At 69.8% G+C, this 23,929-nt stretch carries 28 protein-coding genes and 1 pseudogene; 10 read left to right on the top strand and 19 right to left on the bottom strand.

Going from position 1 to position 23,929, the window contains the following annotated elements; translation table 11 throughout:
• Positions 1-71 precede the first annotated feature (71 nt).
• Together wrbA and gad are read left to right on the top strand one after the other, a co-directional pair.
• Entirely contained in the window at positions 72-701 is a 630-nt protein-coding gene (gene wrbA, locus V2J85_RS24955; RefSeq protein WP_261956414.1) for an NAD(P)H:quinone oxidoreductase, read from the top strand.
• A 16-nt stretch (positions 702-717) separates the two neighbouring features.
• Entirely contained in the window at positions 718-2,133 is a 1,416-nt protein-coding gene (gene gad, locus V2J85_RS24950) for a glutamate decarboxylase (protein ID WP_330822763.1), read from the top strand.
• Positions 2,134-2,338: 205 nt separating this feature from the next.
• On the opposite strand, the gene V2J85_RS24945 is transcribed toward gad, so the two are convergent.
• The 3 genes from V2J85_RS24945 to V2J85_RS24935 all read right to left on the bottom strand — a co-directional run bounded on the left by V2J85_RS24945 (position 2,339) and on the right by V2J85_RS24935 (position 5,959).
• Entirely contained in the window at positions 2,339-2,980 is a 642-nt protein-coding gene (locus V2J85_RS24945; protein ID WP_261956416.1) for a PadR family transcriptional regulator, read from the bottom strand.
• 553 nt (positions 2,981-3,533) lie between these two features.
• Complete coding sequence (locus tag V2J85_RS24940; protein WP_261956417.1) at positions 3,534-4,991, bottom strand: aldehyde dehydrogenase family protein; 1,458 nt, start codon at positions 4,989-4,991, stop codon at positions 3,534-3,536.
• 104 nt (positions 4,992-5,095) lie between these two features.
• Positions 5,096-5,959 (bottom strand): helix-turn-helix domain-containing protein, encoded by an 864-nt coding sequence (locus tag V2J85_RS24935; RefSeq protein ID WP_261956418.1) that lies wholly within the window; start codon positions 5,957-5,959, stop codon positions 5,096-5,098.
• 313 nt (positions 5,960-6,272) lie between these two features.
• Here V2J85_RS24935 and V2J85_RS24930 point away from each other — a divergent pair, with 313 nt between their 5' ends.
• Positions 6,273-6,767 (top strand): ATP-binding protein, encoded by a 495-nt coding sequence (locus tag V2J85_RS24930; RefSeq protein ID WP_261956419.1) that lies wholly within the window; start codon positions 6,273-6,275, stop codon positions 6,765-6,767.
• A 213-nt stretch (positions 6,768-6,980) separates the two neighbouring features.
• Here V2J85_RS24930 and V2J85_RS24925 read toward each other — a convergent pair whose 3' ends face one another.
• From V2J85_RS24925 to rpmG, 6 genes and pseudogenes are all read right to left on the bottom strand, one after another.
• Positions 6,981-7,220 (bottom strand): DUF397 domain-containing protein, encoded by a 240-nt coding sequence (locus V2J85_RS24925; RefSeq protein WP_261956420.1) that lies wholly within the window; start codon positions 7,218-7,220, stop codon positions 6,981-6,983.
• A gap of 105 nt (positions 7,221-7,325) precedes the next feature.
• Positions 7,326-7,650: pseudogene (locus V2J85_RS41415) on the bottom strand (SRPBCC family protein); the annotation flags it as partial.
• 31 nt (positions 7,651-7,681) lie between these two features.
• On the bottom strand, positions 7,682-7,918 hold the full coding sequence (gene rpsR / locus V2J85_RS24920) for a 30S ribosomal protein S18 (RefSeq protein ID WP_261956422.1): 237 nt from the start codon (positions 7,916-7,918) through the stop codon (positions 7,682-7,684).
• 88 nt (positions 7,919-8,006) lie between these two features.
• The gene (locus V2J85_RS24915; RefSeq protein WP_261956423.1) at positions 8,007-9,155 is read right to left on the bottom strand and encodes a CobW family GTP-binding protein; all 1,149 of its coding nucleotides are present in this window, start codon (positions 9,153-9,155) and stop codon (positions 8,007-8,009) included.
• Complete coding sequence (locus V2J85_RS24910) at positions 9,155-9,406, bottom strand: type B 50S ribosomal protein L31 (protein WP_261956424.1); 252 nt, start codon at positions 9,404-9,406, stop codon at positions 9,155-9,157. The genes V2J85_RS24915 and V2J85_RS24910 overlap by 1 nt, the downstream gene beginning before the upstream one ends.
• Positions 9,407-9,411: 5 nt before the next feature.
• Complete coding sequence (rpmG, locus tag V2J85_RS24905; RefSeq protein WP_261956425.1) at positions 9,412-9,576, bottom strand: 50S ribosomal protein L33; 165 nt, start codon at positions 9,574-9,576, stop codon at positions 9,412-9,414.
• Positions 9,577-9,651: 75 nt separating this feature from the next.
• Between rpmG and V2J85_RS24900 the strand changes: the two genes are divergently transcribed.
• Positions 9,652-9,897, top strand: a complete 246-nt coding sequence (locus tag V2J85_RS24900; RefSeq protein WP_261956426.1) for a hypothetical protein — start codon at positions 9,652-9,654, stop codon at positions 9,895-9,897.
• A 57-nt stretch (positions 9,898-9,954) separates the two neighbouring features.
• Positions 9,955-10,164, top strand: a complete 210-nt coding sequence (tatA, locus tag V2J85_RS24895) for a Sec-independent protein translocase subunit TatA (protein WP_261956427.1) — start codon at positions 9,955-9,957, stop codon at positions 10,162-10,164.
• Between the two features lie 24 nt (positions 10,165-10,188).
• Here tatA and V2J85_RS24890 read toward each other — a convergent pair whose 3' ends face one another.
• The 8 genes from V2J85_RS24890 to V2J85_RS24855 all read right to left on the bottom strand — a co-directional run bounded on the left by V2J85_RS24890 (position 10,189) and on the right by V2J85_RS24855 (position 15,918).
• Positions 10,189-11,034, bottom strand: a complete 846-nt coding sequence (locus V2J85_RS24890; RefSeq protein ID WP_261956428.1) for a nitrilase-related carbon-nitrogen hydrolase — start codon at positions 11,032-11,034, stop codon at positions 10,189-10,191.
• Between the two features lie 448 nt (positions 11,035-11,482).
• Positions 11,483-12,094, bottom strand: coding sequence for a chaplin (locus tag V2J85_RS24885; protein WP_315975460.1), 612 nt, complete (start codon positions 12,092-12,094; stop codon positions 11,483-11,485).
• Positions 12,095-12,241: 147 nt separating this feature from the next.
• Positions 12,242-12,637, bottom strand: a complete 396-nt coding sequence (locus V2J85_RS24880) for a rodlin (RefSeq protein ID WP_261956429.1) — start codon at positions 12,635-12,637, stop codon at positions 12,242-12,244.
• 478 nt (positions 12,638-13,115) lie between these two features.
• Positions 13,116-13,517, bottom strand: a complete 402-nt coding sequence (locus tag V2J85_RS24875) for a rodlin (RefSeq protein ID WP_261956430.1) — start codon at positions 13,515-13,517, stop codon at positions 13,116-13,118.
• Between the two features lie 346 nt (positions 13,518-13,863).
• On the bottom strand, positions 13,864-14,118 hold the full coding sequence (locus tag V2J85_RS24870; RefSeq protein ID WP_261956431.1) for a hypothetical protein: 255 nt from the start codon (positions 14,116-14,118) through the stop codon (positions 13,864-13,866).
• A gap of 315 nt (positions 14,119-14,433) precedes the next feature.
• The gene (locus V2J85_RS24865) at positions 14,434-14,667 is read right to left on the bottom strand and encodes a chaplin (protein WP_315975500.1); all 234 of its coding nucleotides are present in this window, start codon (positions 14,665-14,667) and stop codon (positions 14,434-14,436) included.
• A gap of 363 nt (positions 14,668-15,030) precedes the next feature.
• Positions 15,031-15,429 carry a rodlin gene (locus V2J85_RS24860; protein WP_261956432.1) on the bottom strand — a complete coding sequence of 133 codons (399 nt, stop codon included), beginning with the start codon at positions 15,427-15,429 and terminating at the stop codon, positions 15,031-15,033.
• 243 nt (positions 15,430-15,672) lie between these two features.
• Positions 15,673-15,918 (bottom strand): chaplin, encoded by a 246-nt coding sequence (locus V2J85_RS24855; protein ID WP_261956433.1) that lies wholly within the window; start codon positions 15,916-15,918, stop codon positions 15,673-15,675.
• A gap of 259 nt (positions 15,919-16,177) precedes the next feature.
• On the opposite strand from V2J85_RS24855, the gene V2J85_RS24850 reads away from it, so the two are divergent.
• From V2J85_RS24850 to V2J85_RS24840, 3 genes are all read left to right on the top strand, one after another.
• Entirely contained in the window at positions 16,178-17,326 is a 1,149-nt protein-coding gene (locus tag V2J85_RS24850; protein ID WP_261956434.1) for a DNA glycosylase AlkZ-like family protein, read from the top strand.
• A gap of 108 nt (positions 17,327-17,434) precedes the next feature.
• The gene (locus V2J85_RS24845; protein WP_261956435.1) at positions 17,435-19,117 is read left to right on the top strand and encodes a bifunctional 3'-5' exonuclease/DNA polymerase; all 1,683 of its coding nucleotides are present in this window, start codon (positions 17,435-17,437) and stop codon (positions 19,115-19,117) included.
• A gap of 118 nt (positions 19,118-19,235) precedes the next feature.
• Positions 19,236-20,309 carry an alpha/beta hydrolase gene (locus V2J85_RS24840; RefSeq protein WP_261956436.1) on the top strand — a complete coding sequence of 358 codons (1,074 nt, stop codon included), beginning with the start codon at positions 19,236-19,238 and terminating at the stop codon, positions 20,307-20,309.
• A 53-nt stretch (positions 20,310-20,362) separates the two neighbouring features.
• On the opposite strand, the gene V2J85_RS24835 is transcribed toward V2J85_RS24840, so the two are convergent.
• Entirely contained in the window at positions 20,363-20,959 is a 597-nt protein-coding gene (locus V2J85_RS24835; protein WP_261956437.1) for a TetR/AcrR family transcriptional regulator, read from the bottom strand.
• A 171-nt stretch (positions 20,960-21,130) separates the two neighbouring features.
• Here V2J85_RS24835 and V2J85_RS24830 point away from each other — a divergent pair, with 171 nt between their 5' ends.
• Positions 21,131-22,000: a spheroidene monooxygenase gene (locus V2J85_RS24830; RefSeq protein ID WP_261956438.1), complete on the top strand. Its 870-nt coding sequence runs from the start codon at positions 21,131-21,133 to the stop codon at positions 21,998-22,000.
• 278 nt (positions 22,001-22,278) lie between these two features.
• Positions 22,279-22,707 (top strand): RidA family protein, encoded by a 429-nt coding sequence (locus V2J85_RS24825; protein WP_410011368.1) that lies wholly within the window; start codon positions 22,279-22,281, stop codon positions 22,705-22,707.
• A gap of 176 nt (positions 22,708-22,883) precedes the next feature.
• Here the strand turns inward: V2J85_RS24825 and V2J85_RS24820 are convergent, their stop codons facing one another.
• Positions 22,884-23,834 (bottom strand): arylamine N-acetyltransferase family protein, encoded by a 951-nt coding sequence (locus V2J85_RS24820; protein ID WP_261956439.1) that lies wholly within the window; start codon positions 23,832-23,834, stop codon positions 22,884-22,886.
• Between the last annotated feature and the right edge of the window lie 95 nt (positions 23,835-23,929).

Below are 23,929 nucleotides of genomic sequence, written 5' to 3'. Positions count from 1 at the left end.
CACCGTCGGGCCGACGGTAATGGCCCCACCCTCCTCATGCCCGTATTGTCGGGCATGAGGAGGTATGCCGTATGCACCTGCCCGCGCACGACGTGCACGTCGCCGTCATCTACTACTCGTCGACGGGCACCATCGCCACGCTCGCCCAGTGGATCGCGGACGCCGCCGAGCACGCGGGCGCGGACGTACGGCTGCGGCGGACCGCCGAACTCGCGCCGCAGACCGCCGTCGACGCCAACCCGGCGTGGGCGGCCAACGCCGAGGCCACCGCGGACATCCTGGAAGCCACCCACGAGGACATGCTCTGGGCCGACGCGGTGATCTTCGGAACGCCGACCCGCTTCGGGAACGTCAGCGCCCAGCTCAAGGAGTACCTCGACACCCTCGGCGGCCTCTGGCACCAGGGCAGGCTGGCCGACAAGGTCTACAGCGGGTTCACCGCGAGCGCCACCCGGCACGGGGGCCAGGAATCCACCCTGCTGGCGCTCTACCAGACCGTCCACCACTTCGGCGGCATCCTCGTCACTCCCGGCTACACCGACCCGGCGAAATACCGGGACGGCAACCCGTACGGCACCTCCCACGTCGGCGGCCCGGAGACCCCGCTCGACGAGGACGCGCGCACCGCCGCCCGTATCCAGGCGCAGCGCGTCGTGAAGTTCACCAAAGCCATCAAGCACGGCCTGGCGCCGGCAACGTGACGCGAAGGGGCGACAGTTGACTCTGCACAAAGGCGCATCGGCATCCGACCGGAAGCGCACCGCACGTCCGGTCAACCCCTTCTACGGCGAGGCCGACCCGGTCTCCGGCATGGAGGAGTCACCACCCCACAACATCCTCCCCGACGGGCCGGTGTCCCCGCACACCGCCTACCAGTTCGTCCACGACGAGCTGATGCTGGACGGCAACGCCCGGCTCAACCTCGCCACCTTCGTCACGACCTGGATGGAACCGCAGGCCGGGGTCCTGATGGCGGAGTGCCGGGACAAGAACATGATCGACAAGGACGAGTACCCGCGCACCGCCGAACTGGAACGGCGCTGCGTGGCGATGCTCGCCGACCTGTGGCACGCACCCGACCCGTCGGCCGCCGTCGGCTGCTCCACCACCGGGTCGAGCGAGGCCGGCATGCTCGCCGGCATGGCGCTCAAACGGCGCTGGATGCGACGGAACGCCGAACGCTACCCGAGCAGCGCCCGCCCCAACCTCGTCATGGGCGCCAACGTGCAGGTCTGCTGGGACAAGTTCTGCAACTTCTGGGAGGTCGAGCCCCGCCTGGTGCCCATGGAGGGCGACCGCTTCCACATGGACGCCGCCTCCGCGGTCGGCCTCTGCGACGAGAACACCATCGGCGTCGTCGCCGTCCTCGGCTCCACCTTCGACGGGTCGTACGAGCCGGTCGCCGAGATCTGCGCCGCGCTCGACGAGGTACAGGAACGGAGCGGCCTGGACATCCCCGTCCACGTGGACGGCGCGTCCGGCGCGATGATCGCCCCGTTCCTCGACCCGGAACTGGCCTGGGACTTCCGCCTGCCGCGGGTCGCCTCCATCAACACCTCGGGCCACAAATACGGCCTGGTCTACCCGGGCGTCGGCTGGGCGCTGTGGCGGGACATGGAGGCCCTGCCGGAGGAGCTGGTCTTCCGCGTGAACTACCTGGGCGGCGACATGCCGACCTTCGCGCTCAACTTCTCCCGGCCCGGCGCCCAGGTCGCCGCCCAGTACTACACCTTCCTCCGCCTCGGCCGGGCCGGCTTCCGCGCCGTCCAGCAGGCGACCCGCGACGTGGCCCGCTCCACTGCCGAACGCATCGAGGCCCTCGGCGACTTCACGCTCCTCACCCGCGGCGACCAACTGCCCGTCTTCGCCTTCACCACGGCCGACCACGTCACCTCGTACGACGTCTTCGACGTCTCCCGCCGCATGAAGGAACGCGGCTGGCTGCTCCCCGCCTACACCTTCCCGCCGAACCGCGAGGACCTCTCCGTCCTGCGGATCGTCTGCCGCAACGGCTTCTCCCACGACCTGGCCGACCTCTTCCTCGCCGACCTGACGCAACTCCTCCCGGAACTCCGCCAGCAGACCGCCCCCCTGGACCGCCCGGAACGCCTGGCCACGGCCTTCCACCACTAGGGGGCGCCGGTTCCACCACCAGGGGGCGCCGTTCGGGTCTGCGCGGGGTCCGCAGAGGCACCCGGGGCCCGGGGGGGGGTGCGCAGGGTCCGCAGCGGCTGCCGCCTCGAAGGCCCTCAAAGGGACCTCGACGGCCCTCACAAAAAGGGGCCCCGACGGTCCTCACAAAGGGTCCTCGGACCGCCCTCAAACGTCCTCGAAGGTCTCAGTGCACATCCCCGGGATGAGGCTTCCCGGTCGCGTACGGGTTCTCCTCCCCCTCGGCGAGCACCCCGACGAACGGCTCCCCCTCGCCCGCGAAGACGTACGCCCCGCCCTCGATCCGCGCGATCAGCCCGCGGGTCCACTCCGCACCGCTGTCCGCCGAGTGCACCCACAGGTTCATGATCTCGCCGATATGGCCGAGCTGCCCCGGGCCCTCCTCCGGCGTGTAGTAATCGGTGACCGTGGACCGCCACTCCTCCAGCGCCCGCACCCGCTGCTTGAGCAGCGCCACCGCCTCGTCCCGCGGCAGATCCACCACGAAGCCGATGCCCGCGCTCAGCACGTCGAACTTCTGGTCCGCCCGGGAGAGCGCCTCCCGCAGCAGCGAGAAATACTCCGCCTCACCGGCCGGCGTCACCTCGTACTCGGTACGCGGCGGACCGCCGACCGTACTGGGCGCGATGTCGTGCGCATGCAGCAGCCCTTGCTTGGCCATCTGCTTGAGCGCGTGGTAGATCGAGCCGGGCTTGGCGTTCGACCACTCGTGGGCGCCCCAGTACTCCAGGTCGTTGCGCACCTGATAGCCGTGCGCCCGCCCGTGCTGCCGCACGGCGCCCAGTACCAGCAGCCGGATCGCCGACATCGCACCCCTCGCGTCCCGTCACCTCTGCGTCCGCCACCCGACAACACGCCGCCTCGACATCCCGCCGTCTCGACATCGTCTCGACATCGCGTCGGCTCGACATCGCGTCGGCATTGCGTCATCTCGGCATCACGCCTGGCCGGGCCCGCCACCGGACGAAGCCCCGACCCTCACGCCCAGCCTAGAACGCACAAGCCACGCCACCGGCTCCTCCCACCCTTCCACCTACCCGTCCGTCTGCCCTTCCGTCCGTCTGCCCTTCCATCCCCCTCCCCCCGCCCCTCACTCTCTGCTACTCTCAGGGGAACAAAACTACCCTCCGTAATCGTTGCCGGAAAAGAAGGAGGCAGCCCGGCCCGAAGGCACCGCACCCGCCCAGGTGGTGTCAGTCCAGGCCGCGTCAGTCAGATCGCCCAGGTGAGGTCAAACCAAGGGGCCCTCACGCAGATCACCCAGGCAAGGTCACCCCAAGGAGCCCTCATGGAGTCAGACCCGAGGGAGCCTCATCGAGGGAGCCTCATGGGGTCAGACCCGAGGGGCCCCCAGAAGAGCCTCAGAACGGAAACGCCGACCGCCCATGCTGGATGGAGATCCACTTGGTGGTGGTGAAGGCCTCCACCATCGCGTCCCCGTTCAGCCGTCCGACCCCCGAGCTCTTCTCCCCGCCGAAGGGGACGATCGGCTCGTCGTGGACCGTGGCGTCGTTGACGTGGAACATCCCGGTGTCGATGCGCTTGGCGAACCGCACCCCGCGCTCGATGTCGCCGGTGTGCACCGCGCCGCTGAGCCCGAAGGGCGTGGAGTTGGTCATCCGTACGGCTTCCTCGTCGCCGTCGAACGGGACGAGGAGCGCGACCGGGCCGAAGATCTCCTGGGTGAGGAGCGGGGAGTCGTCGGGGAGACCGCTGAGGACGCTGGGGGCGACGAGCGTGCCGTGGGTCTCGCCGTGCAGCAGCGCCGACGCGCCCTCGGCGACCGCGCGGTCCACGAGGGAGGACACTGCCTCGGCCTGACCCTCGTTGATCAGCGGGCCGATATGGGTCGACGGGTCGGTGGGGTCGCCGACCTTGAGGGACGCCACCTTGGCGACGAACTTCTCGGTGAACTCGCGCTCGACGGCGCGGTCGACCAGGATCCGGTTGGCGGCCATACAGACCTGGCCCTGATGCACGAAACGGCTGAAGACGGCGGCGTCCACGGCGTAGTCGACGTCGGCGTCGTCGAGGACGACCAGCGCGCTGTTGCCGCCGAGTTCCAGCACCGAGTGCTTGAAGTGGGCGGCGGCGACCGTGGCGACATGGCGGCCGACCTTCTCCGAGCCGGTGAAGGAGATCGTCTTGGGCACGGGGTGGTCGATGAGCGCGTCGCCGATCTCGGCGATGTCGGTGACGACGACGTTGAGCACGCCGGCCGGCAGCCCGGCCTCCTCGAAGAGCCTGGCGACCAGCCCGCCCCCGCAGATCGGGGTGTTCTGGTGCGGCTTGAGGACCACCGCGTTGCCCAGCGCGATGGCCGGCGCGACGGACTTGATCGACAGGAGGAAGGGGAAGTTGAAGGGGCTGATCACACCGACGACGCCGACCGGCAGCCGGTAGAGGCGGTTCTCCTTGCCGTCGATGGGCGACGGCAGGATGCGGCCCTCGGCGCGCAGCGCCAGCTGGATCGCCTCGCGCAGGAATTCCCGGACCAGGTGCAGCTCGAAGCCCACCTTGGTGAGCGTGCCGCCGACCTCGGCGGCGATCGCCTCGGACAGTTCCGCCTCGCGGTCGTCGATGATCCGCAGGGCCCGTTCGAAGACCAGCCGCCGGGTGTACGGATTGACCGCGCCCCACTCCCGTTGCGCACGCTCGGCGGCGCGGTAGGCCTGGTCGATTTCCTCGACCGTGGCGCAGGGTATGGAGGCCAGTTTCTCGCCGTTGTAGGGATTGAAATCGACGATGTCCCACGAGCCGCTTCCGGAGCGCCACTCACCGTCGATGAACTGATAGGCCAACTCGTCGAAGTAGGACATGCCATCCCGATCTGGAGAACAGGGCGCGCGGGGCGCCTAGTTGGGGGGTGCTGACTCCTGATGGGGCGCATCCTACCGACGCGTCACATGAGATGGGATAGACGTCACATAAGTTGGAGTAGACCACGCAAAAGGTCTCTGGTCTCCGCCGGACTGGGTCCCTCTTCCTGGAGGCGATCCATCACCCGTGCGTATTGGGCCACTTCTTCGGGCTTGTCCACATACAGTGCACTGGTGAGCTGTTCCAGGAAGACGACGTCCGGGAGTCCCGATTCCTGGAATCCGAGCATGGTGAAGGCGCCGAATTCCCCCGCGTGCCCGCCCAGACTGAACGGCATGACCTGGAGACGCACATTGGGACGCTCGGATACGTCGATCAGATGCCGCAACTGCTCGCGCATCACCTCGCGTTCGCCGTACGGGCGGCGCAGCGCGGCCTCGTCGAGTACGCAGTGGAATTGCGCGGGCCGCTCGGCGACGAGCAGCTTCTGGCGTTCCATGCGCAGCGCGACCCGGCGCTCTATGTCGGCGGGCGCGGCGTCCGGCATACCGCGCCGGATGACGGCCTGCGCGTAGCTCTCGGTCTGCAACAGCCCGTGTACGAACTGGACTTCGTAGACCCGGATGAGCGAAGTGGCTCCTTCCAGGCCGACATACGTCTGGAACCAGCTGGGTAGCACATCGGTGTAACTGTGCCACCAGCCCGCGACGTTGGCCTCGCGTGCGAGGGAGAGCAGCGGCTCGCGCTCCTGCGGATCGCTGACTCCGTACAGCACGAGCAGGTCCTCGACGTCGCGTGCTTTGAAGCTGACCCGGCCCAACTCCATGCGGCTGATCTTGGATTCGGACGCACGGATCGAGTAGCCGGCCGCCTCGCGGGTTATCCCACGGGATTCACGCAGTCGGCGGAGCTGCGACCCGAGCAGGATCCGCCGCACCACCGACCCGCTCGACTCACTTGCGGACACCTCTCTGACCCTCCTGTGACCCACCCCGTCCAATGGTGGGCCGCAGTCTGCCACGTTCAGGCTTCGTTGAGTGCTCATCCGGTTACTGATATGAGCCGCTCTCGCAACCCCTCCACAAGAACCGGTGGCGATAATTGCCGTCAAACCGGGCTGCTTTGCCGCAATCGAGGCGCGTGCACGTGCATCTGCCCTTGCATCTGTCTCGCACATTGGGAACCATAGGCGGCGCACGCATGCACGCTCGTGAAAGATCCGCCAGATCCGGCTGAACCGGCCAGGGTCATGACGTCCGCGAACGCCAGGAGTGCCTCGCATGGGGACCAAGGTTTTGACCATGCTCGAGCCGTTATGGCAGGGCTTTCCTCCCGTCGACCCGCTGGCCGTCTCCGGATCCGCGTCGTGCACGCTCCCCCCGCGGTACGAATCGGTGCGCTCCGCGCGGAAGTTCACCCGGGACACGCTCCAGGGCTGGGAACTGGACGAGCTCTTCGACTCGGTCGCGCTGGTGGTGTCCGAACTCGTCACCAACGCCCTGAGACATGCGGTCCTCGCCGCCCCCGAGCACGCCGACGCCCCGCCGCCCGCCCGGCTCCATCTGATGCGCTGGTCGCAGCGGCTGATCTGTGCGGTGCGGGACCCCAGCGACGACTCACCGGTGGCCGGCGAGGCGGATTCCGCGGCGGACTCGGCGTCCGAATCGGGGCGGGGCCTCTATCTGGTCGACTCGTTCAGCGACAGCTGGGGCTGGCACCCGCTCTCCGGCGTCACCCACGGCAAGATCGTGTGGGCGCTGTTCCGGCTGCCGTAGCCGGCCGTGCCCGCCACCCGTCGCACCCGAGGAGCGCCCGCCATGCCGGCAGGCGCTCCTTGCATATGCATGTGCCGACGGCGCGTACACACGTGCCGACGAGGCGTCCGCGCGTGGCGGCGACGCGTACGCACGTGGCGACGACGCGTGGCGCCGTTCAGCCCCGTAGCCGCTCGGTCGCGCAGCCGCTCAGGCCGGTACGAGGCGGTCGAATCAGTCCGGTACGAGGTGGTCGAACTCCCCGTCCTTGACACCGAGCAGCATGGCCCGTACCTCGGCCGGGGTGTAGACGAGCGCCGGACCGTCCGGGAAGCGGGAGTTGCGGACCGCGATCTCACCGCCGGGGAGTTTGGCGAACTCCACGCAGGAGCCCTGGGAGTTGCTGTGCCGGCTCTTCTGCCAGGTCACGTCACGGAGATCCGTTGCGGCCATGCCGTTGTATGCGTGGGGCACAGGGCTCTCCCGGTGAGAAATGGTGTCAACTGCCCGGGATCATAGCTGCGTTCACATGCGGATGCATGCGCAGATGCACGTGCACGACAGCCGGTGCCGCTCCCGTCACAGCTCGTCGAGCACCTGCCCCAAGCACTCCCCCACGATCGATCGCCGGCCGCCGCCCATGACGCGGTGCGCCGGTACCTGGTACGGGCCGTCCGGGCCGAAGCCCTCATGGACGAGGAAGAGACGTGTGCCACGTCCCCCGGGTTCCAGGGCCCGCGGCCGGAAGGCGACCACCCCGGCGGCGACCGTGCCGGAGAAGTCGGCGTTCGGCCGCGGCGGTCCGCGTCTCGTAGCGGTGCCCCACGGCCAGCCGAAAATCGCCGGGCATCAGCCACTGGGCGATCACCCCGGGCTCGACCAGCGCCCGCCAGGCCTTCGCCGGCGCATCGCGGAATGGCGCAGGGGATCCCCCGTCACCGCGAGGCGTACGGCAGCAGCGCCATCTCCCGTGCGTTCTTGATCGCCCGGGCGAGCTGCCGCTGCTGCTGCGCGGTGACCCGGGTGACCCGGCGGCTGCGAATCTTGCCGCGGTCCGAGAGGAACTTCCGCAGCAGATCGGTGTCCTTGTAGTCGATGTACGTGATGCCCGCCGCGTCGAGCGGATTGGGGCGGGGCGTGGTCTGGCGGCGCGGGTCGTGCCGACGGGGCATGGGAACTTCCTTGTCGAAGGACGGCGAGGAGGGCGGGGAGGGGCGCGGAGGGCGAAGTGCGGCGGGCTGTTGCCGAAAGGCCCCGAAGCTACGAAACCGGATCGAGGAGCTCGTCGAAGGCGGCCGGCAGGCTCTTCCAGGCCGGCGGCCCGCCCGCGTACTCGGCGTCGGTGAGCAGGCAGGAGTCCAGGAGGGACGTGAGCCCCTCGCGGTCGAGTCCCGGCGAGGTGAAGACCAGGTGCTGGGCGCGGTCCCCGTGCTCGGGGTGCCAGTCCAGTGCGGCGGCCGCGCGGCGCATCGGCGGCACCATCTCCCAGGCGGCGTCCGGCAGTGCGGCCAGCCAGGGCCCGGCGTTCTCGACGCAGAGCGCTCCGCCGGCGGCGTCCCAGGAGAGCAGGGTGTCGGGCCGGTCGGCCAGCCAGAAGCGGCCCCGGCTGCGCGCGGCGGCGCAGGTCAGGTCCTCCAGCGCGGTGTAGAGCCGCTCGGGGTGGAAGGGCCGGGTGTGTCGCCAGACGAGGGTGCTGACGCCGTCCGCGTCGGCCTCCTGGGGCAGCAGCGCGCAGGCCGGGTGCTGGCGGGCGGCGGCCGCCTCGACGTCGAATCCGGCGGTGGCGGCGGCCGCCAACTGTCCGGATTCCACGGCGACTTGGCAGGCGGTGGGGTGTAGCTGGGCGAGCAGCGCCAGGTCGGCGGCGTCGGCCGGTTCGTCGCCCGTGGCGAGCGCCAGTACGGGTGCGTATTCCAGCTGCCGGGCCCAGGTGTCGGCGACCGTGCGCCGGTCGGAGGCCGCGGCGGCCAGGCCGGCCTCGGCGAGGTCGTCACCGCAGCCGAGGTAGGGCAGCAGCAGTGCGGGGTCGACGGCCGTGATCACCTGCGTCAGCGCGAGGTTCTCGCTGCCGCAGGCGGTGATGACCTCGGCCATCGCCTTGGGTTCGACGGAGTCCCACAGTTCGACGACCGCCAGCCGGCAGGTGCGGCCGGCGGCCAGTCGTTCCAGTTCGGGCACCAGGTCCTCGCGCAGGGCGCAGCAGGCGCAGTCGTTGACGAGCGGTGTCTCACCGGTGGTGAGGGTGCCGCCGGCGTCGCGGACCGTGCGGCGGACGGTGCCGTCGGCGGCCGGGGCGAGGTCGTGGTGGAGGGCGACGCTGCCGGGGACGGAGTGCAGCAGCCGCTCGACGGTGGCCCGCCGGGCGGCCGCGTGCAGTCCGCCCACCAGCACGACGTTCAGCCGGTCCATCAGCGGGCCCGCTTGCCGTAACGCCGCTCGAACCGCTCGACGCGGCCGGCGGTGTCCAGCACCCGGGCGGTGCCCGTGTAGAAGGGGTGGCTCGCCGAGGAGATCTCGACGTCGATGACGGGGTAGGTGCGGCCGTCCTCCCACTCGACGGTCTTGTCGCTGGTGGCGGTGGACCGGGTGAGGAAGGCGTGGCCTGCGGCCCGGTCGCGGAAGACGACCGGCCCGTAGGCAGGGTGGATTCCGTACTTCATGGGGCTCAGCGCTCCTCTCGGAAGGTGACGTGCCGGCCGGCCACCGGGTCGTACTTGCGCAGTTCCAGGCGGTCGGGGTCGTTACGGCGGTTCTTGCGGGTCACGTAGGTGTATCCGCTGCCGGCGGTGGACCGGAGCTTGACGACCGGGCGTAGTTCGTTGCGGGCCATGCCGGCTAGTATACGGAAATGGTTTCCATTTTCAATAGGCTCTGACCTGGGCCTCTACCGGAAGGAGCACTTTCGATGCCCTCGATGCCTTCGACGCCTTCGGTGCCGCGGCAGGGCGGGATCACGGGGAACGCGCGGCGCCGGGCGGCCGTCGCCTGTTACGCGGCCCGCCGGGCCGTCCTCCGGGCCGTCATCCGCAGTTGCCGCACACCGGCAGTGGGTCGCGCCGCCACCCGCGCCCGCCCCGCCGGCCGGCGCCCCGCTCCACCGCCCGGCGCCGGCCGCGACCCCCGGACCGCACCGCCCGGCGCGGCCGGGTAATACTGGACAGAACGCCCGCCACCCCCCGGCGGCCCCCCGACGGAAGCGAGTGCGCCCATGCTCCGCAACGCCTTCGAACCCTGGCACCTGTTCCTGATCATCGCGGTCCTGGTGCTGCTCTTCGGCTCGAAGAAGCTGCCCGACATGGCACGCGGGCTGGGCCGCTCGATGCGGATCCTGAAGTCCGAGGCCAAGGCCCTCAAGGACGACCGGGCCGCCGAGACGCCCCGCGCGGAACCCCGTACGGAGTCCGCCGCCAGCCACTGATCCCGGCCGGCCGCCCGGCCCCGGTCAGTGGTCGCCGCCCTCGTCGATCAGCCGCCGCACCTCGCGGTCGATCAGGCCCAGCCGGGCCTCGGCGACCAGCGGCACCGCCCGGCGCTGGCGGCGTGCCTCGGCGAGGTCGATCTCGACGGTGACCAGCGCCGGCTCCCACTTGGGCGCCTGCGCCACCACCGCCCCGCGCGGGTCCACCACCCGCGATCCGCCCCAGAACGTCGCACCGTGCTCATTGCCGACCCGGTTGACGAAGACCACCCAGCACTGCAGCATCTTCGCCGTATAGGACACCAGGGTGTCCCAGTACAGGCCGGTGTCCATCGCCTCCGGATCCAGGCTCGCCGCGCTGTTGGTCGGCACGAACAGCACCTCCGCCCCGTCCTGCACCGCCAGCCACGGCAGCACCGGCTGCCACGCGTCGTTGCACACCAGCGTCGCGCCCCGGCCGCCGCTCCGGGACCGCTTCAGCTCGTAGGCGCGCAGCGACTGCCCGGGGCTGACGTGCTTGCGCTCCTCCCAGGCGAGGTAATTGGGCAGATAGAGCTTCCGGTGGGCGTGCAGCAGCGCGCCGGACGCGTAGTGAGCGGCCGTGTTGTACGCGCGCAGGCTGGTCTGCTCGTGGAAGCCGACGAGGACGTCGGGGCCCAGGGTGCTCAGCTCCAGCAGCCGCGGATCGCTGGCCTGAAGGGACTCGTCGCGCTTGAGCGCGCCCAAGTGGTAGCCGTGCAGGCTCAGTTCGGGGAAGACGACGAGATCGGCGCCCTGGGTCGCGGCCTGCTCGATCTGCTCATGGGCGGTCTTGAGGTTGTCCGCCACCTCGCCCAGCACGCAGTCGGTCTGCGCCAGCGCAATGAGCATGTCCCCACCTCATCGACTCATCACTTTTGCGGCTTTTTCGCCATTTTGCCAGAGGCCGAACCGCCCGGCACCCACCCCGCGAAACTCCCGCTTCCGCGCACTTCAAACGCCCTGCGAGGCAGGTCCCACCAATGAGCGAACGAACGATCCTTCCCGTGCCGGAGCGTGCGCTCAGGCGTTGATCCGCACGATCCGTCGTACCACCGGAAGGCCGGCTTCCAGCCGCAGCCCCGCCCGCCGGAAGCGATGCGACGGCCCGCGGTCGAACCGTCCGGTGACGCCGACGGCCGGCTCGACCGGGCGGCCCAGGCCGAGCGGCCCGCCGGACCCGCTCGGCCGGCCGCTGCGCCCCCGGCACCCCGGAATCACCGCACGCCACCGCGCGCTTCCTCCCCCACCGGTGATCAGCGTCGTCCGCCACCCGGTGATCAGCGTCGTCCGCGCCGCATCACCGGCTTCGCGTACGGGCCCTGCGCAGCAGCAGCGCCCCGCCCAGCAGCAGTCCCCCGCCCGCACCGGCCGCCGTCCCCAGCTCGCCGGTCCCCGTGGACGCCAGCAGCGCCGAGCCCGCGGACGCCCCGGCCCGGGCCACGGCGCCCATCCGCTGATCCGGTACGGACCGCGGTGCGGGCCGGTGCACGGCCTCGTGCGCGGGCTGGTGGCCGGCCGGGCGCGCCTGCTCGGGCACCGGCTTCACCGGCGCGGGGGCCGCATGCCGCGCCCGCGCCTTCTCCGGACGCCGCACCGGCTCCGCCGCCTTCCCCGGCGACACGGGCGGCCGTTGCGCCACCGGAGGAGGCGGTACGGCCGGCGCGGGCGCCACACCGCTCCCGCAGGAGTTGCCCATGGCGGGGTTGAGCGCCGCCGCCCCGTCGACCGAGTTGCCACACGCGTTGACCGGGGTGTCCACGCTCACCTGGATGCTGTTGCCGGACAGCACCCCCGGAGAGCCCGAGGCGCCTCCCCCGGCACCGGCGTCCGCGCACGCCGTCCCGCCGCCCGCGCCGAGCACGCTCGACGCCGCGGCCATGAGCACGCAGGTCCTGAGGCTCTGTCGCATCTCTCATCCCTCGTCTGCAGTCGTTGCGTACGGGCCCGCGGCCCGCTCCCCCCGTGGTGCGAATACGGCCGGGCGGCCGGCAGCGCGTACGCGGCGCCGACCGCCCGGAGACACAAGCGGTGCAACGGCCGAAGCCGTCGGCCGTCCTCAGTGGTTGGCGACACCGTTGCCCGAGAGGATCGGGATGTCGTCGATGATGTGCGACAGCGTCTCGTCGCCCTTCGCCTGGGTCGAGTTCTGGACGCACTGCTGGTTCTGTGGGTTGGACAGCACGTTGATGTCCTGGAACTGGCCCAGGGCCCCGCCCTGGATGGGCACCTTGCCCACAGCGAGGCACAGCTGGTTCAGCGAGCCCTGGACGAGCCCGAGCTGGGTGCTCAGCTTGCCGTGCGTGGTGGAGTTGCCGTAGATCGACCGCGCCCCGTTCCCGTTGACCGACTGGGTGCCCTTCTGGTCACCGATCGCCATGGCCTGCGGAGCGGCCGCAACGGAGATGCCGATCAGCGACGCCGCCACGGCCGCGCCCGCCATAATCTTCTTCATTCACGCAAACCCTTCAGGAGACGGAACTCCCGGCCCGGGAGCCCTATTTGAACAACCCGCCACGCGTCCACGGGTTGCGTGACGTCACCCGAATAGCTGTCCCGCGCCTCTGGAAAAGAGGCCACCCGTACCAGCCCCGAAACGACAATGCGACAAATCCACGCCGAAATTTCGGTGTTCTGCTGCTGTCCCGCTTCACCGGCTCATCAGGCCTCGCGCCACAACACAGGGCCCGCGCCGCCGCCGAACGGCTGCACAGGCCCTGTTCTCGTTTCCGGCCGGCATGCCAATGCCCTGGCAACCCCATCAATTTCGCAAGGGCATTGGCATGCTTCCCTCCACACACCCTTCCTAACGACCGGATGCGACGAATTTCAGTAACGAGCGAATAACAATTCCCCGGCTCGGAGATGGACAGCAAAAACCCGGGCCGCTCGGAAGAAGGAGGGCCGGGCGGCCCGGGCGTTTGCTCAGCCGGTCAGTGGTTTCCGGCGCCGTTGCCCGAGAGGATCGGGATGTTGTCCAGAATGTGCGACAGCGGCTCGTCACCCTTCGCCTGGGTCGAGTTTTCCACGCACTGCTGGTTCTGCGGGTTGGACAGCACGTTGATGTCCTGGACCTGGGCCAGCCAGCCCAGGAGTTGCAGGGGAACCTTGCCCAAAGCGAGGCAGGGCTTGTTCAGCGAGCCCTGGATCAGACCAATCTGCGGGCTCATGTAGCCGTACGTGGTCGAATTCCCGTAGAACTGCGCCGCACCGTTGCCGTTGACGGAAGACGTCCCGTGCTGGTTACCGATCGCCATCGCCTGAGGGGCAGCAGCGCTGGCCACGCCGACAATGGACGCAGCCGCGGCTGCGGTCACCAGAGCCTTCTTGATCATTTTGGTCCTTCGTGTTTCGGGATACCCTTGGGCCGGGCAATCTGCCCAACTCACCAGGGCGAGGTTGGTTGTGCTCATTCACTCAAATGCGCTGGTGCCCTGATCCGTCTTACCGATCGGATTTACTGTCGAAACCGCCATCCGGCGAGAAAGCATCCAGGGCGAGAGCGACGGTCTCTCGCGCGTTCTCATCACGCTGCACACGGAACCGGACAGGAGCGTTCTACGACCCGCCGATATCCCCGCGATCGAGGTTTGGCACATTACGCGGAAAGTCCTCGGCCGGCTTGCTACGCCTGCACTCGACGATCGATGGTCGGCGGCCTGTGCCGCACGTACGCCCCGGTTACGGCTTGAGCGGCAGACCGCCGAGCATCGGAATGCTCTTGGCCGCCCCGGTGACCCCACGGATCAGCTGGTTCGCATTGGCGGACTTGACCTTTTCCCCCGCGCGCTTGACCTTCTTGGCCACCGGCGCGAGCTGGTGCCCGTCCAGCTTGCTGTGCAGCGAATTCACCGCGTCCGTCAGCCCGCCGTTGAGGCTCATCCGCGGGGCTCCGGGCTGGGCGGCGAAAGCGGGCACGACGGCACCGAGCGCCATGACGGAACCGGCCACAACCGCCGCAGACTTTGCGTACTTCACTTTCAACTGTCCCTTCTCCGGCGGTGTTTGACGGGCCCGCGACGCCGACGCCGCGTGAGCATGCACTTCGCTGCTCCGTTCACCGCTTTCCACTTCACTAACGAGTGCTGCCGCCCGGAGAAACTATGAAGTTCCGGCTTCCCGGTAACGCCACCCGAAAGGTGTGGCGCACGCATTCTGTCCGGCGGGGCCGAGCGAATGCCGACCGACCCCGATGCACAGGGACCGCGCACCGGGGTCGGTTCACATGAACATCGCTCGAAATCCTTCGAGTCAGTGGTTCAGGCAGTTGTTGCCGAACGCCGGGTTCAGCAGTGCGACGATGTTGATGGTGTTGCCGCACAGGTTGATCGGAATGTGGATCGGAACCTGGATGGCGTTGCCCGAGATGACACCGGGGGAGTTCTTGGCGGCGCCCGCGGCACCCGCGTCGGCGAACGCCGGCGCAGCCGATCCCACTGCCATGAGCGTGCCGGCAGTGACTGCTGCGACCTTTGCGTACTTCACTTTCAGCCCTTCCTGCAGCGGGTCCGTAGCGAACACGACCGTCGTATCGCACGGGCGCTGATCTGCTCGCCCGTAACGCCGCTGCCGATATTGGTAACGATTTCTCCTCGTGGACGAAACTCTTGCCCGGAGGTTTTCGGCGGAATCGCCCGAAGGGTGCAAGACCGCTTCAGGGGATTGCCACTGCGCATACGACGCGGAAAAAACACCGGTGTCCGAACGAACGAGGTACCCGCCGAATACGAATTCCTACCGAAAAGGTGATCGAGAATTTCTGCCCCCTACGGTTCGTAAGGGACGCCACAGGGCCGGACCCCCCTGAAAGTGAGAGCCGGCGGTCCGGACCTGCGGCCGTTGGCCGGCTCAGTGGTTGCCGACGCCGTTCCCGGACAGGATCGGGATGTCGTCGATGATGTGCGACAGCGTCTCGTCGCCCTTGGCCTGCGTCGAGTTGTCCACGCACTGCTGGTTCTGCGGGTTGGACAGCACGTTGATGTCCTGCACGTGGAGGCCGGACAGGATCTGCACGGGCACCTTGCCCACAGCGAGGCAGGGCTTGTTCAGCGAGCCCTGGATGAGCTCCAGCTGCGGGCTCATGCTGCCGTGCGTGACGGAGTTGCCGAACGCGCTCTTGGCTCCGTTGCCATTGACCGTCGACGTGCCGTGGTGGTTGCCGATCGCCATCGCCTGGGGTGCGACCGTCGCCGAGATGCCGACGACGGACGCGGCCACAGCCGTCGTGGCCAGGACCTTCTTGATCACGTTTTACCCTTCTCGAAGCGGAGTGCCCGTATCCGGAGCGTCCTGGTCAACTCGCTTCTGTGGGCGCGGTTTCGCCGATTCACCCGAATGCCGCGGAACCATAGACACATATCACTGCATCCGGGCGGCCGTTCGGCCGCGGATGCGTGGTGGGCGACACAAAGGCCGGTACGGGAATACGTACCGGCCTTCGTGGCGGGCCGCCCGCGTCAGCGGCCCGGCTCCTCAACCTCTTTACATTGCTCAGCGGTTGAGGCAGTTGTTGCCGAACGCCGGGTTGAGCAGTCCGATGATGTTGACGGTGTTACCGCACGCGTTGATCGGGATGTCGATCGGAATCTGGATGGCATTGCCGGAGATGACACCGGGGGAGTTCACGGCGCCACCCGCGGCGGAGGCACCGCCGGTGGCACTGGCCATACCGGCCGCCCCCACCACGGCGATGCCCGCGGCTGCGGACAGGACGACGGCCTTAGAGACAAACTTCACGGTGAACCTCTTCGCTGAGCTGCATTCAATTACTTGCGGCGCCCCTTAGAGCGACAAGCAGTTCAACTCACCAACTGGGGTAAAAGTAGCGGCTCAAACGGGTGAAAGGGACGTCTCGCATATCTGGCGACCGCTGGCGTTCGGCAGCTCGTCCTGTCGGGCATCTCGTCGTCATCGCCGTGCGCGTCGCGGCTGCGCAATATCGCCAACTCAGGCCTGGTCGAAGCGGATTGTCAGTGGCGTCGGTTCCAATGGCGGTATGAAGGTGACACATGCGCAGGTGCTGGCGTGGCGGCTGCGGCAGCAGAGCCTGACGCCGCGGACGACCGCCCCGGTGGAGCGGCTCGTCGGGCAACTGGCCGGCGTGCAGGCGCAGGTTGCCTCCGCGGCCGAACTCGCCCTGGCGACACGGCAGAAAGATCCCCGCCGCGGCGTCGTCCAGGAGGCGCTCGCGGCCCGTTCCCTGGTCAGGACGTGGGCGATGCGGGGCACGCTGCATCTGCTGCCGGCCGACGGGGCGGCGGCGTATCTGGCACTGCTGGGGGCGGCGCGTACGTGGGAAAAACCGTCCTGGCAGCGGGCGTTCGGGGTGGGTCCGCAGCAGATGGTGGCCCTGGGTGAGGCGGTCGACGAGATCCTCGACGGGAAGGTGCTGACCCGTCGGGAGTTGATCGACGCGGTGCTGGCCCGGCCGGGCCTCGGAGGTCTGGGTGAGCAGCTGGCGTCCGGCTGGGGCACCGTCCTCAAACCGCTGGCCTGGACGGGCCGGTTGATCCAGGGCCCGCCGCAGGGGCAGAACGTCACGTTCACCGCGCCGCGCTCCTGGGTGCCCGGATGGCCAGGGGTGCCGGACCCGGACGAGGCCGCGCCGGCGGTGATCTCGGCGTACCTGGCGGCCCACGGTCCGGCCACACCGGCCACGTTCGACGCCTGGCTGCTGCGCGGCGCGACCCGTAACGCAGTGCTCCGAGGGTGGTTCGCGTCGCTCGGCAACCGGTTGGCACCGGTCGAGATCGAGGCCGAGGGCGGCAGTACGGACGGGGGCGCGGGTGGGGGTACGGCGTACGTGCGGAGTGCGGACGTGGCGGAGTTGGCGCGTATCAAGCCGTCGCAGGAGGTGCGGCTGCTGGCGGGTTTCGATCAGTACGTCCTCGGTCCCGGGACGGCCGATACGCGGCTGATCGCCGCCGCGCGGCGTACGGCGGTCAGCCGCAGCGGGGGCTGGATCTCGCCCGTGGTGGTGCACGAGGGCCGTGTGGCGGGCGTATGGGAGTTCACCGAGGAGACGGTGGACGTGACGTTGTTCGCGGAGCACGGTGCGGTACCGGCCGCGGGCCTGGAGGCGGAGGCCGCCCATCTGGCCCGCTGTACGGGCCGCGAACGGCGGCTGGTGGTGCGGGTGGGGTAGGCCGCGGCCGCGACCGTGTTCGTGGCTGCCCGGGGCGGGTTGCGCTGCTGCCGTGTGGCGAACGTGCAGGTCAAAGCGATTGTCAGACCCTGGTGCAAGACTCAGGACATGAGATGGGCGGTGGTGGAGACGGGCGACGGGGGTGCTCGTCTCTGCCCGCTCACTCCGGACGGCCGGGCGGCGGGGCCGGTGGTGAGCGAGCCGTCGCTCGCCGGGGCCGTGCGGTCGCGGCCGGAGGTCGAGCGGTGGGTGTGGCGGTCCACCGCGGAGATCTACCGGCGGCTGCTGGCCGCCGGGGTGCGCGTCGAGCGGTGCTATGACGTGGAGGCGGCGGAGGCGCTGCTGATCGGCCATGAGGAGGGCCAGTCGGGGCAGCCTCGGTCGCTGGCCGCGGCCTGGGCGCGGCTGCGCTCCCTGCCGGTACCGCCGGACGCTCCGCCGCGCACGGCGGAGACCCAGCCGTCCCTCTTCGAGCCGGGTCCGGTGCCGTTGCCGCCCGGTACGGACGAGTTGTCGGCGCTGACGGAGGTCTATGCCGCGCAGGTGGCGCGGACGGCACGGGCCGAGCATCCGGAGCGGATGCGGCTGCTGCTCGCCGCCGAGTCCGCGGGCATGCTGGTGGCCGCGGAGATGGGGCGTACGGGGGTGCCGTGGCGCGCGGACGTGCATCGTGCGCTGCTCGACGAGCTCCTGGGCGAGCGTTTTCCGGGTGGGCTGGAGCCGCGGCGGATGGCGGAGCTGGCGGACGAGGTGTCCCGGGCGTTCGGCCCGGGCGCGCGGGTGCGTCCCGACCTGCCGAACGACATCATCAAGGCGTTCGGCCGGGCCGGGATTTCGCTGACCTCGACCCGTAAGTGGGAGCTGCAACAGGTTGATCATCCGGCGGTGGCGCCGCTGCTGGAGTACAAGACGCTCTACCGTCTGCACACCGCCCATGGGTGGGCGTGGCTGCAGCAGTGGGTGCACGACGGCCGGTTCCGTCCCGAGTACCTTCCCGGGGGCACGGTCTCCGGCCGCTGGACGACCAACGGCGGGGGCGCGCTGCAGATCCCGAAGGTGATCCGCCGGGCGGTGCGCGCCGATCCGGGGTGGCGCCTGGTGGTCGCCGACGCGGCCCAGATGGAGCCGCGGGTGCTGGCCGCCGTCTCCCGCGACCGGGGGCTGATGGAGGTGGCCGGCAGCGGCGAGGATCTCTACGCGGGCCTGGCCGCCCGCGCGTTCGGCGGCGACCGGGACCGGGCCAAGCTCGGCCTGCTGGGGGCGATTTACGGCCAGACGTCGGGCGACGCCCTCAAGCACATGGCCGATCTGCGCCGCCGCTATCCGGCGGCCGTGGCGTATGTGGACGACGCGGCACGCGCGGGCGAGGAGGGGCGCCTGGTGCGCACATGGCTGGGCCGCACCTGCCCGCCCGCCTCCATGGCACCACCCGACGAGGCGGGTCTGCCCCAGGAGGAGGAGCCGTCCACGGCGTACGGCGGCAGTTCGGCGGCCGCCCGCGCCCGCGGCCGGTTCACCCGTAATTTCGTCGTGCAGGGCAGCGCCGCCGACTGGGCGTTGCTGCTGCTGGCCGCGTTGCGCCGGGCGCTGTGGGCGGGTGGTCTCCGTGCCGAGCTGGTGTTCTTCCAGCACGACGAGGTGATCGTGCACTGCCCGGCGGAGGAGGCGGCCGAGGTGTCCGAGGCCATCACGGCAGCGGCCGCGACGGCGGGCCGGACCGCCTTCGGCGAGACGCCCGTCCGTTTCGCCTTCACCACGGCGGTGGTGGAGTGCTACGCCGACGCGAAGTGAGGTGCACCCTTCCCTTTCGTGCGTGAGGGGCCTCTCCTGCCTCGCGGTCTCCTCTGTTGCGCGCCCGGGTTTCGCTATGCCGCCCCCTCCGCACCTCAACGCTGATAGGAAAACGCATATGGCTGAGAAGAGACTCCCTGTGATCGTCCCGCCCGGTCGTGCCGTGCATCCCGAACTCGTCCCCTATCTGGGCCAGTTGCGGCCGTTCTCGAATCCGTACGAGGACATCGAGGCCACCCGCGAGAGGTTCCTCGGGCTGCTGGCGCTGAGCCCGGCGGATCGGACCGGGGTGAGCAGCGCGCGGTACGACATCGCGCGGCCGGACGGGAGCGCCCTCACGGTCGAGGTCTATCGGCCGGAGCGTACGGGGAGCGCGGAGGGCGCGGAGGGTCCGGCGGGGGAAGACCCGCTGCCCGCCGTGTTGCACTTCCATGGTGGCGGATACGCCATCGGCCGCTCGTTGCCCGGTCAGGACCGGTCGGCGATCGCGCTCTGTCGTGACCTGCCGGCCATTGTCGTCACGGTGGAATACCGCCTCGCTCCGGAGCACCGCTACCCGGCCGGCGTGGAGGACTGCTATCTCGCCCTGGAGTGGGCGGCCAAGCAGGCGGGCGAATTGGGGATCGACGCGGACCGGATCGCCGTCACCGGCAATTCGGCGGGTGGTGGGCTGAGCGCGGCCGTCGCCTTGATGGCGCGCGATCGCGGCGGTCCGGCGCTGGTCTATCAGTCGATGTGCGTGCCGGACGTGGACGACCGCGCCGCCGAGCAGCCGATCCCGGCGGTCATGGAGGACGCGGGCGCCGGCTCCGGGGCCGATGCCCCGCCGAACCCCTGGCTGAACAGCCTGCGGACGGTGCGCCTGGTCTGGCAGCACTACCTCCCCGAGGGGACGACGGTGCCGGACGCCTATGCCTCGCCGGCTCGCGCCACCGACCTCTCCGGCCTGCCGCCCGCGTACGTCATGGTCTGCGATCTCGATCCGCTGCGGGACACCGGTCTGGCGTACGCCCGGCGCCTGATGGACGCGGGCGTGCCGGTGACCGTCCGCAACGTCCCCGGCGCCTGGCACGGCTTCGAACTGCACGCTCCGGGAACCCGCCTCGCGAGGGAGACGAAGGCGCACTGGAGGGATCATGTGCGGTCGGCGCTCTATCCGGAGCCGGCGGAAGGGGCGGGGGCGGAAGCCTGAGCGCGCTGCGCCCACTGCGCCGATCCGGGCGCGGTGAGCTGCCTGTCCCCCGGCTACTCGACGGTTGACATCAGGCCACGGGTGATCCGGGTCATCGCCGACACCAATAGTTCCCGTGGCCGGTCGGGCTGGTCCAGCCACCACAGGGCGAGTCCGTAGAGCGAACTGCGGATCGCCTCGGCCAGCGGCTCCAGTTCGCCCTCGGGCAGACCGGGGGCGAACTCGCGGAGCAGCGCCATGTCCGTCTCGCGCTGCCTGCGCTGCAGTTCACGATGGAAGTCCTGGACCTCCGCGTCCCCGGTGGTGTCGCGGAACATCATCCGCCAGGTGTACGGATGGCTCTGCACATATCCGAACCAGGCGTCGTACATCGCCCTCATGCGAGTGTCCAGATCGCCCTCCCCGTGCAGGAGTTGCTGGACCGGGGCGGCCGCCAGCTCGTCGCGGTGCCGCTCCAGCAGGGCCAGGTGCAGTTCCTGCTTGGAGTCGAAGTGGCGGTAGAGCATGGGTTTGCTCAGACCGGCCTCGGCGGCGATCTCCCCGATGGTCGTGCCCGCGTAGCCGCGCTCGGCGAACAGCCGGGCGGCGGCGTCCTCGATACGCGTCCTGGCCTCGGCGCGCGCCGCGCGCCCCCGGTCGATCTCCCTCATACGACCCTCGCCACCCCTCACGTCCAGCCCTCACGTTTGGCCGATTTCGACTGCTCGATTCCTCTCGCAATCATCGCTGCGATGAAGGATACTAGGTCGTGTACCACTTGGTATACGCATAAGTAACTTACGGGTCGGCTCACCGTGAGGCGCCCGGATACGGGGGTCGCTGTGATCATTTCCCTGCATGTCGCCGACGTGGGAGCGCGCGCCGTACCCACCCTCCTCCGCGCGCGTCCGCATCCGGACGCCGTCCCGGGGCTGCGCTCCGCCGAGACCACACTGACCGGGGCCATCGCGGCCGGCCCACCCAAGCTGCACCCCGGCCGGGTCGCCCTGCTCGCTTCCTGGGACGACGACGCCGCACTCGACGGCTTCCTCGAAAAGCATGCGCTGGCGGAACGGCTGGCAGACGGCTGGCACGTACGACTACGGCCCATCCGGATGTCCGGATCGTGGAGCGCAATGCCGGTGGAGGTCGCACCCGGCACAGCGGCGGATGACGACCAGGAATACGGCGGCGAGCAGAAATACGGCGGCGACCAGGCATTCCGCGAGCAGGCAGACGGCGAGCAGGAATATCGCGCGCCGGGAAGCCGCGGGCGGGGAGGCTGCGAGCGGCAAGTCGGGGTGGCGGCCGGCCCGGCCGCCACCCCGGTCGCCGTCCTCACCCTCGGACAGCTCCGCCTCCGTCGCGCCCTGCCGTTCCTCCGCGCCAACTCCCGGGCCGCCGGGCGAGCGGCCGCCGATCCCGCGCTGCTCGCGTCCCTCGCCCTGGCCAGACCACCGCGCTTCGTCAGCACGTTCTCCATATGGCAGAGCGTGGACGCGATGCGCCGCTACGCGTACGGCAGCGCCCAGCCCGATCACAAGGCAGCGATCCAGGCGCATCAGAGAGCACCGTTCCACCACGAGGCCGGATTCGTACGCTGCCTCCCCTATGCCGCCCAAGGCACCTTGGACGGCCGGGACCCGCTGGCGACTGCTGGCACGACAACGGCAACGGCCATTGCTGCCACCCACCGCGGGGAAGCGCACTGATCAAGCGCGTGCTGACGGCGGCGGCTCGGGGCAGGGTGTGATGGTGGCCCACCCCGACGGGCTTCAATCCCTGGAGCGTGGATGTGAGTGTGGGTTTGGGTGTGGGGGTGGGTGTGGGTGTGAGACGAGTACGCGTGTGAGACGGGTGCGGGTGCGATGCGAGTTGGCGGTGGAGGGGAGTTCGTGGGATGAGTGCGGAGAGTGAGATGAGTGGTGAGTCGGAGCAGGCGGCGAACGGTGCCGGTGACGCGCTGGGCCCGTCCGTTGCGCGTAACTCGGTGGATGGTGGGCGGAAGGCCGTGTCCGACGGGGAGTTGGAGCGGATCAATCCGCCGCACCTTGCCCCGCCCACCGGGTTCAGTCACGCCGTCCGGGCCGCGCCGGGAACGCTGGTCTTCCTCGCCGGTCAGACCGCGCTGGACGGTACGGGCCGGATCGTGGGGAACGGGATCGTCGAGCAGTTCGAGCGTGCGCTGACGAACCTCCTGGACGTCGCGGCCGCGTCCGGGGCGGCGCCGTCGGACCTCGCCAAACTCACCGTCTTCGCCGTCGATATCGCGGACTACCGCCGGCACGCTCGCGAGATCGGCCGGGTGTGGAAGCGGCTGGTCGGCAGTGACTACCCGGCGATGGCCGTGATCGGCGCGACCCGGCTCTGGGACGAGGCGGCCTTGGTGGAGATCGAGGGGATCGCCGTGGTGCGGTAGCTGACCGCCGATGGCCGGTAGTTGGTAGCGGGGAGGGGGAGGGGACGAGAGGTCGCCTGGGCTGCCCGTCTGCCGCCTGGCGTGTGGCGACAGGCGGCAGGCGGCAGGGGGCAGGGGGCAGGCGACTGCCCGCCCGTCTAAGACGGTCTTCCCTTAGCGGCCCAGGGGTGTCTCCCTCAGCGTTCGTGGAACGCCACCAGTGCACGCGCGTCCGCTGCCGTCAAGGTGATGTCGAATTCGGTGGCCAGGAGGTCCGGGAGTTCCTGGGGGCTCACCTCGTGCGCTTCGCGGGTGCCGTCCGGGCGGGTCACGGCGTACTCCCGGCCGATCAGCGTCCTGCGCAGCTCGCGGCTCGGGCGCTGCACCACCATCTGGCCGGTGAACGGCGAGCGGGGGTGGGTGGAGATGTAGTGGTTGAAGACCGCGTAGTCGACGGGGAAGCGCCGTTCGGTCCCGAAGGCGTAGAGCTCGAACCAGTCGTCCGCGTGGCGCGTTCGGAGCACCCAGGCCTCTGCCTCGGGGTCCGCCTCCTCCTGCGTCTCCGCCTCCTTCCCGGGCTTCGCCTCCTTCCCGGTCTTCGTCTCCTTGCCCGTCTCTGTCCCCTTCACCGTCTCCGTCTCGTTCCGCGTCTCCGTTTCCTTCTCGTGGACCAGGTCGAAGGCCCACTCCCCCTGGTGGGACTCGACGCCGTCCCGTAGCGGAAGGGGTTCGAGCAGCCCCTCGGCGCCGAAGCCGACGTCGGTGATCCAGTCCTCACCGTCCAGCTCGACCTTGAGCAGCGCGTGCGTGGCCGGGCGGATGCGCCGGTCGCCCATGCGGGGCCGGGCGCAGAGGCCGGAGATCCGGAAACCGAGGCGGTCCAGAGCGGAGGCGTAGAGCAGGTTCTGTTCGTAGCAGTAGCCGCCGCGGCGCTGCGCGACCATCTTGGTCTGCAAGGACTCCAGATCGAGCAGGACGGGACGGCCCAGCACGATCTCGAGGTTTTCGAAGCCGATCGAGGCCAGGTGGGCGGCGTGCAGTGCGCGCAGGGTTTCCAGGGTGGGCCGGCGGTCGCCCTCGTAGCCGATGCGGGCGAGATACGCCTCCAGGTCCAGCCGATCACCGCCCCAAGCGGCATTGGTACTCACGCTTCGTCCTCCCCGTTGACCTGGTCTTTTCTCTTCCGAGCGTAGGAGAAGTGCCGCTGCGGCGGGATCGGCTATTCGTCCTAAGGCCTTTCCCC

Origin of the sequence: Streptomyces bugieae, assembly GCF_036352915.1 — a bacterium.
Lineage (GTDB): Bacteria > Actinomycetota > Actinomycetes > Streptomycetales > Streptomycetaceae > Streptomyces > Streptomyces endophytica.
This window is presented reverse-complemented; position numbering and strand designations above follow the sequence as displayed.

Excerpts from the sequence above, each read along its gene's own strand:
- wrbA (WP_261956414.1), top strand. The coding sequence starts at position 72 with ATGCACCTGCCCGCGCACGACGTGCACGTCGCCGTCATCTACTACTCG.
- V2J85_RS24945 (WP_261956416.1), bottom strand. The coding sequence starts at position 2,980 with ATGTCGGCGATCCGGCTGCTGGTACTGGGCGCCGTGCGGCAGCACGGG.
- V2J85_RS24940 (WP_261956417.1), bottom strand. The coding sequence starts at position 4,991 with ATGTCCTACTTCGACGAGTTGGCCTATCAGTTCATCGACGGTGAGTGG.
- V2J85_RS24930 (WP_261956419.1), top strand. The coding sequence starts at position 6,273 with ATGGGGACCAAGGTTTTGACCATGCTCGAGCCGTTATGGCAGGGCTTT.
- rpsR (WP_261956422.1), bottom strand. The coding sequence starts at position 7,918 with ATGCCCCGTCGGCACGACCCGCGCCGCCAGACCACGCCCCGCCCCAAT.
- V2J85_RS24915 (WP_261956423.1), bottom strand. The coding sequence starts at position 9,155 with ATGGACCGGCTGAACGTCGTGCTGGTGGGCGGACTGCACGCGGCCGCC.
- V2J85_RS24910 (WP_261956424.1), bottom strand. The coding sequence starts at position 9,406 with ATGAAGTACGGAATCCACCCTGCCTACGGGCCGGTCGTCTTCCGCGAC.
- rpmG (WP_261956425.1), bottom strand. The coding sequence starts at position 9,576 with ATGGCCCGCAACGAACTACGCCCGGTCGTCAAGCTCCGGTCCACCGCC.
- V2J85_RS24900 (WP_261956426.1), top strand. The coding sequence starts at position 9,652 with ATGCCCTCGATGCCTTCGACGCCTTCGGTGCCGCGGCAGGGCGGGATC.
- tatA (WP_261956427.1), top strand. The coding sequence starts at position 9,955 with ATGCTCCGCAACGCCTTCGAACCCTGGCACCTGTTCCTGATCATCGCG.
- V2J85_RS24890 (WP_261956428.1), bottom strand. The coding sequence starts at position 11,034 with ATGCTCATTGCGCTGGCGCAGACCGACTGCGTGCTGGGCGAGGTGGCG.
- V2J85_RS24885 (WP_315975460.1), bottom strand. The coding sequence starts at position 12,094 with ATGCGACAGAGCCTCAGGACCTGCGTGCTCATGGCCGCGGCGTCGAGC.
- V2J85_RS24880 (WP_261956429.1), bottom strand. The coding sequence starts at position 12,637 with ATGAAGAAGATTATGGCGGGCGCGGCCGTGGCGGCGTCGCTGATCGGC.
- V2J85_RS24875 (WP_261956430.1), bottom strand. The coding sequence starts at position 13,517 with ATGATCAAGAAGGCTCTGGTGACCGCAGCCGCGGCTGCGTCCATTGTC.
- V2J85_RS24870 (WP_261956431.1), bottom strand. The coding sequence starts at position 14,118 with ATGGCGCTCGGTGCCGTCGTGCCCGCTTTCGCCGCCCAGCCCGGAGCC.
- V2J85_RS24850 (WP_261956434.1), top strand. The coding sequence starts at position 16,178 with ATGAAGGTGACACATGCGCAGGTGCTGGCGTGGCGGCTGCGGCAGCAG.
- V2J85_RS24845 (WP_261956435.1), top strand. The coding sequence starts at position 17,435 with ATGAGATGGGCGGTGGTGGAGACGGGCGACGGGGGTGCTCGTCTCTGC.
- V2J85_RS24840 (WP_261956436.1), top strand. The coding sequence starts at position 19,236 with ATGGCTGAGAAGAGACTCCCTGTGATCGTCCCGCCCGGTCGTGCCGTG.
- V2J85_RS24835 (WP_261956437.1), bottom strand. The coding sequence starts at position 20,959 with ATGAGGGAGATCGACCGGGGGCGCGCGGCGCGCGCCGAGGCCAGGACG.